At 71.0% G+C, this 16057-nt stretch carries 15 protein-coding genes; 6 read left to right on the top strand and 9 right to left on the bottom strand.

Translation table 11 applies throughout. The features are described from left to right. Positions 1-100: 100 nt before the first annotated feature. Positions 101-493, bottom strand: a complete 393-nt coding sequence (locus ACIOWN_RS07655) for a VOC family protein (RefSeq protein ID WP_401981034.1) — start codon at positions 491-493, stop codon at positions 101-103. Positions 494-564: 71 nt separating this feature from the next. Here ACIOWN_RS07655 and ACIOWN_RS07650 point away from each other — a divergent pair, with 71 nt between their 5' ends. Then, positions 565-1104 carry a GNAT family N-acetyltransferase gene (locus ACIOWN_RS07650; RefSeq protein WP_362349798.1) on the top strand — a complete coding sequence of 180 codons (540 nt, stop codon included), beginning with the start codon at positions 565-567 and terminating at the stop codon, positions 1102-1104. 20 nt (positions 1105-1124) lie between these two features. Here the strand turns inward: ACIOWN_RS07650 and ACIOWN_RS07645 are convergent, their stop codons facing one another. After that, a complete protein-coding gene (locus tag ACIOWN_RS07645; protein ID WP_362349796.1) occupies positions 1125-1808 on the bottom strand; it encodes a glycerophosphodiester phosphodiesterase family protein in 684 nt (227 codons plus the stop codon). Between the two features lie 437 nt (positions 1809-2245). Between ACIOWN_RS07645 and ACIOWN_RS07640 the strand changes: the two genes are divergently transcribed. The 5 genes from ACIOWN_RS07640 (at position 2246) to ACIOWN_RS07620 (ending at position 7316) form a co-directional block, all read left to right on the top strand. After that, on the top strand, positions 2246-3625 hold the full coding sequence (locus ACIOWN_RS07640) for a DUF6421 family protein (RefSeq protein WP_362349794.1): 1380 nt from the start codon (positions 2246-2248) through the stop codon (positions 3623-3625). 413 nt (positions 3626-4038) lie between these two features. Next, positions 4039-4797 (top strand): SDR family NAD(P)-dependent oxidoreductase, encoded by a 759-nt coding sequence (locus ACIOWN_RS07635; RefSeq protein WP_362349792.1) that lies wholly within the window; start codon positions 4039-4041, stop codon positions 4795-4797. Beyond that, positions 4794-5864, top strand: coding sequence for a low specificity L-threonine aldolase (locus tag ACIOWN_RS07630; protein ID WP_362349791.1), 1071 nt, complete (start codon positions 4794-4796; stop codon positions 5862-5864). Before ACIOWN_RS07635 ends, ACIOWN_RS07630 begins: the two co-directional genes overlap by 4 nt. Positions 5865-5964: 100 nt before the next feature. After that, positions 5965-6558, top strand: a complete 594-nt coding sequence (locus ACIOWN_RS07625; protein WP_362349790.1) for a transglutaminase domain-containing protein — start codon at positions 5965-5967, stop codon at positions 6556-6558. 17 nt (positions 6559-6575) lie between these two features. Continuing rightward, positions 6576-7316 carry a phenylalanine--tRNA ligase beta subunit-related protein gene (locus tag ACIOWN_RS07620; RefSeq protein WP_362349788.1) on the top strand — a complete coding sequence of 247 codons (741 nt, stop codon included), beginning with the start codon at positions 6576-6578 and terminating at the stop codon, positions 7314-7316. A 158-nt stretch (positions 7317-7474) separates the two neighbouring features. On the opposite strand, the gene ACIOWN_RS07615 is transcribed toward ACIOWN_RS07620, so the two are convergent. From ACIOWN_RS07615 to ACIOWN_RS07585, 7 genes are all read right to left on the bottom strand, one after another. Then, positions 7475-8515, bottom strand: a complete 1041-nt coding sequence (locus ACIOWN_RS07615; RefSeq protein WP_362349787.1) for a hypothetical protein — start codon at positions 8513-8515, stop codon at positions 7475-7477. 88 nt (positions 8516-8603) lie between these two features. After that, positions 8604-9542, bottom strand: a complete 939-nt coding sequence (locus ACIOWN_RS07610) for a hypothetical protein (protein ID WP_362349785.1) — start codon at positions 9540-9542, stop codon at positions 8604-8606. Continuing rightward, positions 9539-12241, bottom strand: a complete 2703-nt coding sequence (locus tag ACIOWN_RS07605; RefSeq protein WP_401981028.1) for a PEP/pyruvate-binding domain-containing protein — start codon at positions 12239-12241, stop codon at positions 9539-9541. The genes ACIOWN_RS07610 and ACIOWN_RS07605 overlap by 4 nt, the downstream gene beginning before the upstream one ends. Continuing rightward, positions 12238-13242 carry an NAD-dependent epimerase/dehydratase family protein gene (locus ACIOWN_RS07600; protein ID WP_401981027.1) on the bottom strand — a complete coding sequence of 335 codons (1005 nt, stop codon included), beginning with the start codon at positions 13240-13242 and terminating at the stop codon, positions 12238-12240. The genes ACIOWN_RS07605 and ACIOWN_RS07600 overlap by 4 nt, the downstream gene beginning before the upstream one ends. Then, positions 13239-13886, bottom strand: coding sequence for a methyltransferase family protein (locus ACIOWN_RS07595; RefSeq protein ID WP_401981024.1), 648 nt, complete (start codon positions 13884-13886; stop codon positions 13239-13241). The genes ACIOWN_RS07600 and ACIOWN_RS07595 overlap by 4 nt, the downstream gene beginning before the upstream one ends. Continuing rightward, complete coding sequence (locus ACIOWN_RS07590; protein ID WP_401981022.1) at positions 13883-14758, bottom strand: AfsA-related hotdog domain-containing protein; 876 nt, start codon at positions 14756-14758, stop codon at positions 13883-13885. The genes ACIOWN_RS07595 and ACIOWN_RS07590 overlap by 4 nt, the downstream gene beginning before the upstream one ends. 64 nt (positions 14759-14822) lie before the next feature. Further along, positions 14823-16043 (bottom strand): cytochrome P450, encoded by a 1221-nt coding sequence (locus ACIOWN_RS07585; protein ID WP_401981020.1) that lies wholly within the window; start codon positions 16041-16043, stop codon positions 14823-14825. Positions 16044-16057 lie beyond the last annotated feature (14 nt).

Here is a 16057-nt window from a genome sequence, read left to right as displayed (position 1 = left end):
GGAAGCTCGTTCCCACCCACCAGCACGCTAGCTCCGGCCGCCGACGCGGGCCAGTGGGAGCCGCCCGGCCCGCCCGCGCCGGCCCGCGCCCCGGACCGGCTCAGATCCCCGGCCGGTACCGCAGCGGATGCCCGGCCGGCACCTCGACGAGGACGATGGGCGTGCCGTCCGGATCGGCGATCCACATCTCGATCAGGCCCCACGGCTCGCGCACCGGCTCCCGCGTGATCTCCACGCCCTTCGCGCGCAGCTCCTGGTGGGCCGCCGCCACGTCCTCGACCTGGAGCCACAGCCGCAGGGAGGGGGACGGCGGGTCGTGGGAGCGCCCGGAGAGCTCCAGGAAACCGCCACCGAGGAAGTAGACGGTGCCGCGCTCCGGCCCCGTGCCGAACTCGCGGTGGACGGCGAGGCCCAGTTGCTCGCCGTAGAAGGCACGGGAGCGTTCGGGGTCCGCGGGCCGGACCAGTGTCCGACTGCTGAGTACGTGCACCATGCCTCCCGAGGCTAGTGGCAGGATGGCGCTCGCCCGCCTCCCGACAGCGCCCGAACCGAAAGGCACGCCCCATGACGACCGCCGCCGGTGGACTGACCTTCCGCGACGCCCGCGACACCGATGTCGACACGCTGGTGCGCCTGATCGAGTCGGCGTACCGCGGGGACTCCAGCCGGGCCGGCTGGACCACCGAGGCGGACATCCTCCAGGGACAGCGCACCGACCCCGAGGGCGTGCTGGAGGTGATCAAGTCGCCCGGCAGCCGGCTGCTGACGGTGGAGCGGGACGGCAGCGTGGTCGCCTGCTGCCAGCTCGAGCACAAGGGGGACCACGCCTACTTCGGCATGTTCGCGGTCAGTCCCACGCTGCAGGGCGCGGGCCTGGGCAAGGTGGTCATCGCGGAGGCCGAGCGCCGGGCCCGGCAGGAGTGGGGCGCCAGGGAGATGCACATGACCGTGATCTCCGTACGCGAGGACTTGATCGCCTGGTACGAGCGCCGCGGCTACCGCCGTACGGGAAAGACGTCCCCCTTCCCGTACGGCGACGAGCGCTTCGGCGTTCCGCAGCGCGACGACCTGGAGTTCGAGCTGCTCGTCAAGGAACTCGGCTAGCCGGAGGTCCGTGCCGGAGGTCAGGCGGTGAAGCGGCCGGTGAGCTTGATCTCCGGGTAGTCGGTGGTCGCCCCGTCCAGTTCCAGGGCGCGGACCAGGCGCAGGTGGTCCAGGGTGTTGACGACCCAGCCGATGATCCTCAGGTCCGCCTCGCGCGCCTGCTCGACGATCTCCAGGGTGAGCCGGCGGATGTTGAGGCAGACGGTCGCGGCGCCGGCGGCGGTGGCGCGTTCGACGACGTCGGCGCCGTAGCGGCTGGCCACGAGCGCGGTGCGCACCCCCGGCACCAGCCGGGCGATCTCGGTGATCGCCTCGTCGTGGAACGAGGACACCTCGACCCGGGAGACCAGGTCACGCTCGTGCAGGACCCCGGCCAGCGCGCGGGCCGCGGCCACGTCCTTGATCTCGGCCTGGAGCGGCGTCCGCACCGCGTCGAGTACCTCCTCGAAGACCGGGATGCGCTCGCCGCGGCCGGCGTCCAGGGAGCGCAGCTCGGCGAGCGTCTTGTCGGCGATCGCGCCGCTGCCGTCGGTGGTGCGGTCCACCTCGTCGTCGTGCATGACGACGAGGGCGCCGTCCTTGCTCAGGTGCAGATCGAGTTCGATGACGTCCAGACCGGCCTGCTGGGCGGCGACGAAGGAACGGAGGGTGTTCTCGGGCTCGACACCCATGACTCCGCGGTGACCGATGGTAAGGAAGTTCAAGGTTCAACTCGCTTCCGTCGACGGCGGCTCGGCGCGGCGCGAAGCGGACGGACCTCGTCGTCCGCGCGGTAGTGCCGCAGCCTAATGGCCCACACGCGGGTTGGACCCCCGCGTACACGGCGCAGTGGGGTGACGGCCCGCAGGAACGGGGCCGTATCCGCCACGACGGTCACTCCCGCGTGGGCGAGTCGTCCGCACATTGACCGCCGGGCCGTGCGGCCCTCGCGCGGTCGCCCGGGGCCGGAAACCGCTCTCGGGTCGACGTGGCGTCTGTCACTCGACCAGGCCACCGGGTCTGGCCCCGTCCGGGTGTACGGCAGGAAAATAGCCGGTGACCATGGCTGTGCGCAGAATTATTTCCCGAGGGGCCCCTTGCTGGGAGAAACCCTGTATGTATACCGTCTCCTTACGCGAGGTTGTCCCGTGGAGGATGAGTCATGACGGAAATTCTTGTGCAGGTGGGTGCGGAGGAGAAGGTTCCTCCGGTGGCCAGGGTGGTTGAGCACCCGGCGTGGCCCGTGCTCAAGGATGCCGTGGAGCGAATCCGGCCATGGCAGTCGAAGGACGGCTCGATCGACTTCACGGCCGAGGGCGCCCCCGGGCGCGCGGACGCCGACGCCGCCGTACGCCGGGTGACCGACGCCGTCGAGGAGCTGTCCCCGCTGCTGCCGCACGACGCCGCCTACCACGAGGCGCTCGTGCGCGACCTGCGCCGCTGGGCCGAGGGCGGCTTCGAGGTGCCGGACTTCCTGGACTCGCTGCTGGCCTTCCAGCCCGCCGCGAACCGCGCGGACGGCCTCCAGCACCTGGTCGTCTTCCCCATGTACACGCAGAACGGCAACCCGGACCGCAATCTGGAGGCGGTCGTCCTGCGCATGGTCTGGCCGGACTGGCTGGCCGAACTGGAGCGCACCCGCTACGACAACCCGCTGTTCTGCGGCATCACCTTCGAGGACTTCACGGGCGGCTACGACACCAACTCCGCCGTCCTCTTCCCGGAGACCATCGCCGTGCGCGAGGCGCCGGAACGGTTCTCCTGGGGCGGCATCTTCTGCGACCGCGAGGCCGCCCGCTTCCGCCGGGTCACCGCCGCCGCCGTCGACCTGCTGAGCCTCGAACTGCCCGAGGACATCGCCGCCATGGTCCTCGACCAGAAGCGCTGCGAGGAGGCCTTCGTGCTGTGGGACATGGTCCACGACCGCACCCACAGCCACGGCGACCTGCCCTTCGACCCGTTCATGATCAAGCAGCGCCAGCCGTTCTGGATGTACGGCCTGGAGGAGCTGCGCTGCGACCTGACCGCCTTCAAGGAGGCCGTGAAGCTCCAGGCCGACGGTGTCGCGCAGGCCCGGGACGTGCAGTACGCGGTGCTGTTCGACCGCATGTTCCGCTTCCCGGTCACCGGCGAGCGCGTACGCAACTACGACGGCCTCGGCGGTCAGCTGCTCTTCGCCTATCTCCACAAGCACGACGTGGTGCGCTGGACCGACAACAAGCTCAGCATCGACTGGGAGCGCGCCCCGCAGGTCACCAACCAGCTGTGCGGCGAGATCGAGAAGCTCTACCGCGACGGCATCGACCGCCCCAAGCTGGTCCACTGGTTCGCCGGCTACGAGCTGGTCTCCACCTACCTCGCCCCGCACCCGGGCTCCAAGTGGGCGAAGGGCCCCGACGCCCTCGACCTGACCCAGCCCCCGCGCAAGCTCGTGGACGACGTCCTCCCGGACGAGTTCCCGCTCAGCATGTTCTTCGAGGCCCTGTCCAAGAAGCTGAAGAACGTGATCGCCTCCACGAAGGGGATCGTCGCGGCAGCCTGAGTCTCCAGGAATCGGCCCCCGCCGCACGGTGGGGGCCGATTCCTGGCGGATTCGGCGCGCGAGCCGGGTCGGCAGGGGGCGCCGTCCCGCTCGACGGCTCCGGCGAGCAGTGAGGGCAGGGCGAAGGCATTCTGGCAGGGGGGCGCGAGCCCGGGCCGGACGAGTGGGTGTGCTCCGAGGGCATGCGCGCCGACGCCCTGGGCAAGATCGCCCCGTACGAGGGGGCCGGGGCTGGTGGATAGGCTCTGCCCTGCAAAGATTTACGGCATGAGTGACGTTTTGGTGGAGGAAGAAGTGAAAACTGAAGGACACAGGCGCATTACTTCCACCACGGGCGTCGCGGGGGACAGCGCCGAGCGGGCCGCCGCGTGAGCGGCCGCGAGACTGAGAACACTGCGCAGGAGGCGAGGAACATGGCGGGGAACGGGGCTCTCAGCGGTGCGGTGATCGCGGTGGCCGGCGCGGGCGGGCCGGCCGGCCGGGCGGCACTGCTCAGGCTCGCCGAGGCGGGGGCGACCGTCGTCGGCGCGGACAACGACCCGGAGCGGCTCTCGCAGGCCGTGGACGCCGCCCGGTACGGCTCCGGCGGCGCCAGTGTCACCGGGGACACCGTCGACCTGCTCGACCTCCAGTCCACCCGTGACTGGGCCGCGCACGTCGAGAAGGACTTCGGCCGGGTCGACGGTCTGGTCCACCTCGTGGGCGGCTGGCGCGGCAGCGAGACCTTCACCAAGACCGTCCTGGACGACTGGGACTTCCTGGAGCTGCTGCTCATCCGCACCGTGCAGCACACCTCGCTGGCCTTCCACGAGGCGCTTCAGCGCAGCGAGCGCGGCCGGTACGTCCTGATCAGCGCGGCCGGCGCCAGCAAGCCCACCGCGGGCAACGCGGCCTACTCCGCCGCCAAGGCCGCCGCCGAGGCGTGGACGCTGGCCATGGCCGACTACTTCCGCAAGGCGGGAAAGGCCGAGGGCGCCGAAGGGCCGACGTCCGCGGCTGCGATCCTGGTGGTGAAGGCGTTGGTGCACGACGCGATGCGCGCCGACCGGCCCAACGCGAAGTTCGCGGGTTTCACGGACGTCAAGGACCTGGCCGAGGCCATCGTCGACGTGTGGAGCAAGCCCGCCGCGGAAGTGAACGGAAAGCGTCTGTGGCTCACCGAGAAGCCGTGAACCCTCCCCGGACCGACGCGCGTCGCCATCACGACCCCCAGGTCCGCGGGTTCGCCAGCGACAACTACGCCGGGGTCCACCCGGAGGTGCTCGCCGCCCTGGCCATGGCCAACGGCGGGCACCAGGTCGCGTACGGCGAGGACGACTACACGGAGAACCTCCAGCGGATCGTCCGCAGCCACTTCGGCGCCACGGCGGAGGCGTTTCCGGTGTTCAACGGGACCGGCGCCAACGTCGTGGCGCTCCAGGCGGTCACCGACCGCTGGGGTGCGGTGATCTGCGCGGAGAGCGCGCACATCAACGTCGACGAGGGCGGCGCCCCCGAGCGCATGGGCGGCCTGAAACTGCTCACCGTGCCCACGACCGACGGGAAGCTCACCCCCGAGCTGATCGACCGCCAGGCGTTCGGCTGGGAGGACGAGCACCGGGCGATGCCGCAGGCCGTCTCGATCACCCAGAGCACCGAACTCGGCACCCTCTACACGCCCGACGAGATCCGCGCCATCTGCGAGCACGCGCACGCCCGGGGCATGAAGGTGCACCTGGACGGCTCCCGCATCGCCAACGCGGCCGCCTCGCTGGACGTGCCGATGCGGACGTTCACCAACGCGGTCGGCGTCGACATCCTCTCCCTGGGCGGGACGAAGAACGGGGCGATGTTCGGCGAGGCGGTCGTCGTCCTCAACCAGGACGCCGTCCGTCAGATGAAGCACATCCGCAAGATGAGCATGCAGCTCGCCTCCAAGATGCGTTTCGTGTCGGTGCAGTTGGAGGCGCTGCTCGCCAAGGACCTGTGGCTGCGCAACGCCCGGCACGCCAACGGGATGGCGCAGCGGCTCGCGGAGGGCGTGCGCGCCGTGCACGGGGTGGAGGTCCTCTACCCGGTCCAGGCCAACGGGGTCTTCGCCAAGCTCCCGCACGACGTGAGCGAGCGTCTGCAGAAGCGGTTCCGCTTCTACTTCTGGGACGAGACGGAGGGCGTCGTGCGCTGGATGTGCGCCTTCGACACCACCGAGGACGACGTGGACGCGTTCGTGGCCGCGCTGAAGGAGGAGATGGCGCGCTAGCGCCCCCGGTCGGATCGGCCAGAGATCCGATCTGCATGGTTATGCGATCGCTCGAAAAGTCATTGACGGTCGAGTGGTCGCATTCCTATGCTCTGCGGGCATGGAGCTGATCCAGAACACCCCCGACCTGTCTGCCTATTTGGCCGCCGACGAGGTGGTCGATCATGAGCACCCGATGGTCCGCGAAACGGCTGCCCGGCTCGCGGAGGGGGTGGCGGACTCGTATGCCTATGCGCGGTCCGCGTACGAATTCGTGCGCGACGGCATCCCCCACTCGCAGGACGCGGGCGACCCGCGCGTCACCTGGCGCGCCTCCGACGTCCTCCGCGTGCGCACCGGCATCTGCTACGCCAAGGCCCATGCCCTGGCGGCGCTGTTGCGGGCCGAGGGCATTCCGACGGCGCTGTGCTACCAGCGGCTGACGCGCGATGACGACGGCGGGCATGTGGTGCACGGACTGGTCGCCGTCCGGTTCGACGGAGCCTGGCACCGGCAGGACCCGCGCGGCAACAAGCCGGGTGTCGACGCCCGGTTCTCCCTCGCCGGTGAGCGTCTGGCCTTCGTGCCGGACCGCAAGTCCAACGAGCTGGACTACCCGGTGCTGTACGCTGAACCGCACCCGGCCGTGCTGGCCGCCCTCAGGGCCGCTCCGGACCGGCCGCGGCTGTGGAAGACACTCCCGGCCGCACTCTGACCGCGAGGCGGGAGAACATGGCACTGACGCTCACCGTGTCCGACGAGGTACGCGCACTCGCGCCCGGCTTCACCCACGTGGCCGTCGAGGCCCGCGGGCTGGTCGGCGGACCGAGCACCGAAGGCTCCTCGGCGCTCCTCGACGACGCCGCACGCCGTCTGGCGGCCCGTCTGGACGGACGCGCCCCGCACGAGGACGCGCACATGGCCGCCTGGCGCGAGACGTACACGGCGTTCGGCTCCAAGCCCTCCCGCACCCGCAACTCGGCCGAGGCGCTGGCCAGGCGGGCGCTGACCGGCGCCGGCCTGCCCCGCATCAACCTGCTCGTGGACCTCTACAACGCCATCAGCGTCGCCCACCTCATCCCCGTCGGCGGCGAGGACCTCGACCTGATCGAGGGCGGGATGCGCCTCGTGCGTGCCAGTGGCGAGGAGGACTTCGTCACCGTCGCGGGCGGCGAGGAGACCGTCGAACACCCGGACGCGGGCGAGGTGGTGTGGTGCGACGGGGCCGGCGTGACCTGCCGCCGCTGGAACTGGCGCCAGGGCCCGCGCACCCGCCTCACCGAGCAGACTGCGTCGGGCATCTTCCTGCTGGAGAGCCTGGCCCCGATGCCGGTCGCCGAGGTCGAGGCGGCGGCGGCCGAACTCGCCGAACTGCTGGAGAAGTTCAGCCCGGGCGCCGAGGTCACCGTACGGCCGCCGGCAAGCTGGACGGCGTCACCGGCGTCGGTCCCGGAGACGAGGGGTTCGTCCTGACGGACCTGACCCGGCTCGGTGGCGCGACGGGCGGCATCGGGACGGTCACCCGCGCCCTGGACCGGCTCGGGACCGGCGCCGGGCACACCCTGCTCGTCGCAGGGGGAAGATCGTGCCGGTACACCTCGGCCTCGGCGGATTCCGCGCTGCGAGGACGGTCAACTCTCCCTTTGCGCCGCCTCCATGGCCGCCACCTGGGACACGAAGAACGGCCGGTACTCCTCCGACCAGGCCAGGAAGTGGGTCGCCGTGGCCGGGCCGCCCGGCAGGTTCCGGGCCGCGTCGACCGCCGCCAGCAGGGCGTCCGTGGTCGTCTTCCGGTGGTACCGGTCGAGCAGCCACCGCCGCCCTTCGGCACGCAGGCCGTCCTCCGGCCGCCGGACGAGTTCCAGGGCGCGGTCGGCCAGCAGACCCGTACGCAGGTCGGGTACGCGCCAGGCCGAGGGCGCGTCGAAGAGTTCCTCGCCGCCGCCCAACGGATAGCCGGCGACCAGACAGCCGCTCGCCAGCGCTTCGGCGACGGGCAGGCCGAATCCCTCTCCCTCCGGTGAGCCGAGCGCGACGAAGACCGACGTGTCGGCGAGGACCTCAGCAACCTGTTCGTGGCTCAATCCCCGGATCGGGCGCAACTCGACGCCTTCGCCGCGCGGATCGGCGCGGAGCAGCCGCTCCAGCAGCAGTGACTCGGCGGGGCGGTTGCGCGGCATCCACGCGATGCTCGTCACCCGCCGCTCGGCGGGGCGGAACAGCTCGCCGTCGATGGGGTTCGGGATCAGCAGGGGTGTGGGCAGATACGGATGAGCGCGGCTGAGGACGTCGACGCTCTCCCGGGAGATCGTCCAGATGCCGGGATCAGGGGCGAACCCCGGATACCGGTCCACCGCGCCGCTGGTGAGGAAGGTGAGGAAGTGCCCCTGGTTGAAGACGACCTTGCGGGCGCCGGGCGCCGGGTCGTGTCCGGGCAGGACCGAGATCTCCGGGACGACCAGGAGGTCGTCGGCCGTCAGGTCGATCTCCATGCCCGACAGGGTCGGTACGCCGCTGTCGTCGAACCAGGCGTACCGGAATCCCGGTGTCGGCGACCACCGGTAGGCGTCCACCCCGGCCTCCGCGAGCAGCTTCACATGCGCCGACAGAATGCGCGCGCCGCCCAGCGGGATGGGGTACTCGAAGTCGGCGTAAACGACACGTCCGTTCATGACACACCACACCTTGCGTCGGAGGGAAAGCAGGGGGAAGCAGGGGGAAGCAGGGGGAAGCAGGGAGAGGGGAAGGAGGGAGCCCGGTTCAGCCGAACCAGGGCGGCGCCCCGTCCGTCAGCGCGGGCTGCACCGCCCCGGTCGCGAGGAACGCCAGATACGCGGCGAACGCCGGCCCGCCGGCGGTATGCCGCACCTCTCCGCGCCTGCGGAAGCCGACGACGCCCCAGGCGACGAGAGCGAGTGGTACCGCCAGCACCGCGAGAGCGGCAGACGGTACCCCGTCCGCGTCCGGCCCCAGGGCCACCACCGCGCGCAGGGCACAGGCGGTGACCATGAGACCCGCGGCCACACCGAGGCTCCACGGGGCGCCGATCGCCGTCGAGTAGAGCTTCTCGCCGGGCAGGGCGAACCGCGTCCGAACCGTCTTGCGCGCGATCTCCCAGTGCAGATAGGCCAGGAGGAAGGACAGGGCCACGAGCGCGGTCGGCAGCGGCGGCGTCCCTGCAGCACCGGACCCGGCCGACAGCGCCACGTAGCAGATGAGTCCGGTCTTCAGCTGGATCGTGACGGCGATGTTCCCCCAGACGCTCTCGCGGAAGCGCTCGGACGTGCTCTCCAGCACGAGCAGGAACACGCTGTAGGCCATGATCGCCAAGCCCGTCACGACGGCCGCCGGACCGACGACGGCGCTCAGCGCCACGGCGACCGCCGCCGCCCCCGCCAGATGGACACGGATCGTCGCGGCATCCGTCTCGCCGGTCACGAGGGGACGGTCGGGATGGAACTGCCGGTCGTAGTCGAGATCCTTGACCTCGTCGACCGCGCGCATGAAGAACAGGATCACGAACAGGGCCAGTGCGGCGCACACCTGCTCCGCGACACCGGGACCCACCGCCGCCCCGGCGGGACGCAGCGGCGCGAGCGCGCCCAGCACGCCCGCCGGCCACAGCACGACGTACGCCAGGTAGCGCAGGGCGGGGAAGCGCCGGGAGAAGAACCGCCAGAAGGCGCGCAGCGGCCTCACCTGGGGGCCTCGTCCAGGATCACGACGCGGCCGGTGCCTCCGTCGACCTCGATGAGGCTTCCTTCGGGGATCTTCCGGGTCGCGTCCGGCACCCCCACGATCGTCGGTATGCCGAACTTCCTGCCGGTGATGGCGGTGTGCGACAGCAGGCTGCCGCGTTCGACGACGATCCCCTTCGAGGCGAGCATGAGGTAGAGCCAGCCGGGATCGGTCTCCCGGGTGATGAGGATGCTGTCGGCGGGGAACTCCCCGTCCAGGGCCGGGTCCGACAGGACACGCGCGTATCCGCGGACCTTTCCCGGGCAGGAGCCGAGACCGCGCAGCCCGTCGACGCCCTCCGTGCCGTCCGGCGACACGTCCTTTTGCTGCGGCACCGACGTCGCCACCACGTCGCCGGTGGCGAACTCGCGCACCGGCCGCAGCGTCCGGGACTTCTCCAGGTCGCGCCTTCTGATCGCGACCAGTCCCGCCAGATCGCGGGTGGAGCCCGTACCGTCCACGAAGCCGAAGAGCTCGTCGAGATCGAGGAAGAACACGTCCTCCGGGTCGCCGAGCACGTCGCGGCGGTGCAACTCCACGCCCAGGGCGCGGATGACCTGCTTGCTGTAGCCGAACAGCTCACTGCGCATGTACCGGCCGGCCTCCCGGTAGTACAGGGTCGTACGCAGCCGGTCGAACAGACCGAGCAGCATGCGGCGCCGCAGCCGGGCACGAGGCAGTTTGGAGCACAGCAGCGCCTCGCCCGCCAGGCGCGTCCCGCGTTCCACCTCCTCCATGTCCGCGACGGTCAGGTCGCTCGCGGCGTACTGCTGGACGAGCCGGATCAGCTCCCACGGGGTGTCGCGGAGGTTGGACTTCTCCAGCTTCAGTTCCGCGATGCCGCGGTCGCCGTACCGCTCGATGTGCCGGCGCACCTCCTCGGTGAACTCGCCGGGCAGCTTCCCCGCATCCAGACGGTCCCAGATCGCGCGTGGCCGGCCGGCCAGGAACAGGTCGTGCAGTTCCGCGTCGGCGCGCACCCGCTCGGCCAGCCGTACCGCGCTCAGCGCGATCTCCGCGCCCTTGAGCTGCCGGCCGCCGCACAGCAACTGGCTGAAGAGGGTCTCCTGTTCGTCGACGCCCCAGCGGTCCATGGCCAGTTCGACGGCTTTGTGGAACAGCACCATGAACTGGTAATTGACGAGGGTGATGCCCCAGAGCCGTCCCGCCGTGCGCCAGGTGCGCCGGTAGTCGGCGACGAGCTTGAGCGGATGCTCGCTCGCGGTCGACCCGGTCCGCACCTCCCGCAGCAGCGCGCTCCACCGCTCCTGGAAGTCCTCGAAGTCGCGGGGCAGGGTCCAGTACGCACGCGCCACCCGGCCCCATCCGGTGACCAGCCGGACCGCCCGGCGACCGCGGGCGCGAAAGCCGGTGGGCCCCTTGGACGTGTGGTGGTAGAACGTGTCGAGTTCGGCGACAAGGCGTTCCCAGTCGCGCCGGACGCTGTCGAACATCGGCACGGCGGACAGCATCCTGATGAAGGCGTTGATGCTGTGGTAGATGCGGTTGTCGAGAAAGCCGAGCAGCCGGGTCATCGTCTCGTGCAGCTCGTGCAGTTCGCTCTCGGGGACCCCGCTGCGGCGCAGATAGTCGTGGTTCAGCAACCAGTAGAAGCGGCGCGCCACCGAGTACGTCATCGGGGTCGTCGTGTCCGGGAAACTCTCGGACACATTGGCGCTGCTCCAGATCCGGTGCCGGTCGGCCTCGATGGTCACGGGCCGCGACTGCACCACGTGCACGAGACCGTCCTCGGTGAGGGTCGCCTCGATGTCCTGCGGCTCACCGAAGATCTTCTCGATGTCGCGGCCGAGCCCGGCCAGCGACCTGGCCTCCTCGTCGCTCAGCACGGGAACGGCGACGCGTTCGCTCGCCACGGCGGTCTCGACGGTTCCGTGTCCCCGCTCGCGGTCGAGGGTCACCATGGTCGTCTTGCGGGCCACGAGGCTCTCGACGTTCCCGGTGCGCGAGTGCACGAAGTAGTGGTCGACCGGAGCCTTCTCCTGGACGACGCCCTCGCCGATGCCCCAGCTTGCGCTGATCACCGTGTTGCGGGCGTAGCTGGTGGGGTCGCAGGTGAACAGGACGAGCGAGCGCTCACCGAAGACCATGCGCTGGACGCCGACGGCGACGGACAGCCCGGAGAAGGGCAGACGCTGACGGTGCCGGTAGAGCAGTCCCTCCGGACTGAACGCCGATGCCCAGCAGTTGAGCACCGCCTCCTTCACCCCGGACGGCGGGACGTACAGGAAGCTGTCGCTCATGCCCGCGAACGGGTTCCGCGCCGAGTCCTCGCCCTGGCCCCGGGCACCGATGACCGAGGCCCGCACCGCCAGCAGCGGGCCGTCGGGGAAATCGGCGGCCAGCCGGCGTTCGAGGGCCCGCTCCACCTCGGGGCCGAGTCCGGCCTCGGCGATGACCTCACGGATGCGGGCGCTGGTGGCGCACACCCGGTCCCAGTCGTCCAGGTCGGTGGTGCGCACCAGGGAGTCGATGGCTTCCGCGACCGGTGCCACCGCGCGGTGGTAGGCCGCGCCGGTGAGGCAGAACAGTCCCGGGACCCGGACACCGCGCTCCTGGAGCGTCTTCAGCCGGGCGAACTTCCAGCCGACGCTGTCCGGCGTCATGCCGTCGCCGAGCGTCTCGATGAGTGTCTCTTTCATGAGTTTTCCTGTTCGGGTTCGTACGCCCGGTAGGAGCGCACCACCGCTTCCGGTGATTTCGCGGTCAGAGCGGTTCCGATCTCGCCCTCCAGGAGGCCGACGTCGGCCCAGTGGGACCGGGTGACCAGGTCGAGTCGCTCCGCGAGCCGGGACGCCCCCTGCCCGGGGAGCACGGAACTCAGGGCCCGCACCGGGGCGGCCGGCAGCCAGCGGACGGGGACGGGGCCGGGGCCCGGCGAGGCCGCCAGGAGGTCGAACAGGTCCCGAAGGGCCACGGGTCTGCGGTAGGCGACGTTCACCGCCGTACGTACCGGCGTGCCGCACGCGGCACGCTCCAGCACCCGGCGCGCGAGCTGCGCGATCACCGAGCCGTAGTCGTCAACGTCGATCACGCTGAAGCGGGTCCGGTCCGCGGGCACCCGCAGGGGCAGCCGCCGAAGCCTGCCGATGCCGGGCAGGAACGAGGTGTCGTCCCGGCCCGTGATGAACCGCGGCCGCAGCAGATAGGCGGTTCCGCCGCGCCGCCGCATGGACGCGGCGACCTCTCGCTCGGCGCCCAGCCGGGCGCGGCCCAGAGCCGTCGACGGCCGGACGGGCGCCGTCTCCGCCACCTTGATCTGGGCGCCCCTGCCGTAGACGGACATGGAGCTGCCGAGCAGCACACCCTTCAGCGAGGCGGGGGCCGCGCCGAGCAGAGCGCGGGTGCCCGCCACATTCACGGCGTGCAGTACGTCCTGGTCGCGGCTGCGGTTCTCGTTGGCGAGATGGATCAGGACGTCGGTGCGGGGCGGCGGGAAGCCGACGGGCAGCCGCCCCGGGATCTCGCCCGGCACGTAGGTGACGAACGGCAGTCGCCGCGGCGGCGGTTGCCGCACCAGCGCCGTGACCGGCCAGGGCGACGCCATCCCCGACAGATGCCGCAGAAACGCGCCGCCCACGTAACCGGTGGCTCCGGTCAGCGCGATCCTGGGCGGTCGGCACGCGAGCGGCGCCCGCGTCACCACAGGAACGGCACGAGCCGTTTGCGGCCCGCCATGAAGTCGCGGTAGCCGGCGACGGTCGACATCACCTTCTCCTCGACGCGGATCCTGTGCACGACCGCGGGGACGAACAGCAGCAGCAACAGCGCGACGCTCAACGGATTCAGGAAGTGCGCCACCAGGCCGATGTGCGCGAGGATCATCCCCGCGTAGGCCGGATGTCTGAGCAGCCGGTACGGTCCCGAGGTGGCGACGCGGTGCTGGGCGTCCTTGCGCACCCGGTGCGAGTAGAAGGCGCCGAGCGTCCGGATCGACACGAGTCGCAGCGCGATTCCGGCCAGCAGGAGCAGCAGCGGGCCGGCTGCCAGCAGCGGCGCCGTGTCCGGCAGCGGACCGTAGAGCGCGGCCAGGACGGTCGCGAACCGTGACAGGCCGTAGACGATCTCCGTGCCGTGGTCGTCCTCGGTGTCCCGCATGCCGGCGGTGCGGAAGGTGATGCGCGCCTCCAGCAGGACCCAGCACAGATAGACGCCGATCATCAGCGCCGGCATGGGGAAGGTGGGGCTCGCGGTGGCCCGCGCCGCCCGGACGAGAGCCCCGGCGCCGGCCAGGAACCCGGTGAAGAAGAAGAGCGCGGGGAATTTCTCGGTGATCCACCGCCTCATGCCGTCCCCTCCGCCGCCTTCGACGCGGCCTCGCGCATCCGCCGGTACGCCGCCGGGGGTACGGCGCGGGCCCTGAGGTGCATATGGCCGACCTGTGTTCCGTCGACCTGGACGCCGATGTCGATCCCGCCGCGGGCGCGGCCCTTCAACGGGCTTACGCGGCAGACCAGTTCGGGGGCGCGGGGCCAGGTCGCGGTGCCGGAGAGGGTCAGGCGGATCGACATGAGGATGTACTGCCAGTCCGTGGGGATGTCCCACGCGGTGTGGGAGGTGATGGTCGCCGTCTGCCGGATCGCCTCCACCAGCACGGTCGCGGGATGCACATCGGGCCATCGATCGGCGGGTGGACCGATCATGTCGGTGGTGTAGCTGTGCTCGCCGGTCTGCCGCAGCGGCCCGATCAGGACGTTGTCCGAGGACCTCTTGTGGACCAGCTCCGCGGGCGCGCGCCGCGGGCGGCCGTGTCCTGGCGTTCGTCCCGGCGCTTCGGTGAAGAGCTCCCGCCGAGGAGCGGGCTCCAGCCGCAGCGATCCCGTGCAGACGCTCGCCTCGTCCTGGCGTACGTCCAGCGTGAACGCGCGCCCGCCCGGCCGGTCCGCCCCGAGATGGAGGAAGGCGTCGGAACCGCGCTCGCACAGGCCGTTGAACGTCAGATCGAGGGCCCGGACCCGCATGGGACCCGCGGCGTGCCGACCGGCGCGGGCGGCGTCCTCCGCCCGGTGCAGGGCGGTGTCCACGAGCAGCATTCCCGGTATGTGATCGAGGGGGTGGTCGAAGAAGAACGTATGGGTGTCGTCCGTGCTGATCCTGGCGACGTCGCCGGTCGGGCCACGGGCCGTGTCGTGCGCCGCATTCGCCGTGTCGGTACTCATGGACTGCTCCGGGGTGCTCGGGGTGCTCGGGACGGGGAGACGAGGGAGCGGTACGGAGGCGGGGTCACCCCGTCCATCGCACCGGGAGCCGGCGCACGCCGCGGACGAGCATCCCCGGTACGTACACGAGGGGTTCGGAGGTGTCGAGTCGCAGATCGGGGCAGCGCTCCAGCAGGGCCCGGACCGCGACACCGGCTTCGAGCCGGGCCAGCGGGGCGCCCAGGCAGTAGTGGATGCCATGGCCGAAGGAGAGGTGTCCGCGCGTGGTGCGGGTGATGTCGAAGCGTTCGGCGTCCTCGAAACGTTCGCCGTCACGCCCGGCCGCGGCGAGCGATACCAGCACCGGATCGCCCCGCTCGAAGCGGGCGCCGCAGAAGTCCATGGCCTCGGTGGCGAACCGGTAGGTCGAGTTCTCCGTCGGGCTGTCGTAGCGCAGTGTCTCCTCGACCGCGTTGCCGGTGAGGGAGAAGTCGGCCCGCAGCAGCGCGAGCTGGTCCGGGTGGCGGAGCAGCGCCAGCACGGTGTTCGAGATCAGGCCGACGGTGGTCTCGTGCCCGGCCGCGAGCAGCAGGAAGGCCATGCCGACGACCTCTTCCGGGCTCAGCCTGTCTCCCTCCTTGTCGGTAGTGCGCAGCAGGGCACTGAGCAGGTCGTCATCCGGTTCGGCGCGCTTGTGCTCGATGAGGCCGGTGAGATACGCGTTGACCGCCCGCACGGCCTCGACGGTCGCCTCGGGAGAGGAGGAGGCCACGATCTCGTTGGACCACCGCCGGAACGACTGCCGGTCCAGGTCCGGCACGCCGAGCAGCTCGCAGATCACCGTCATGGAGAGCGGGAAGGCGAGCGCGGCGACCAGTTCGGCCCGCCCGTCCCGGGCCTCGGTCATCGAGTCCAGGAGCTCCGCGGTCAGCGTGTGTACCCGGGGGGCCAGCGCCTCGATCCGCCGCGCGGTGAACTCGCGGGTCACCAGGGCGCGCAGGCGCGTGTGGGTGGGCGGATCGCTCTCCACCATGTTCTCGTTGATCGGAAGCGCGTCGGCCGGCCAGACCCCTTGGGAGCGCCAGTCCTTGCTGAAGCGGGCGTCGGCGAGGATGCGCCGGCCCTCCTCGTTGCGGACGACCAGCCAGAAGTCCCGCTCCTGGCCGGGCACACGGACCCGGTGCACCGGTCCTTTCGCGCGCAGCTCCGCGTAGACGGGATAGGGGTTCTCGACGAATCGCGCGCCGTATGCGGCGAGGTCGACCACGGTCTCTTCGCGCGCGCCATGAGCGGTCTTCGCGTCCATTGCGGCAGTCCTTC

Source organism: Streptomyces sp. NPDC087787 (genome assembly GCF_044743035.1).
Taxonomy (GTDB): Bacteria; Actinomycetota; Actinomycetes; order Streptomycetales; family Streptomycetaceae; genus Streptomyces.
This window is presented reverse-complemented; position numbering and strand designations above follow the sequence as displayed.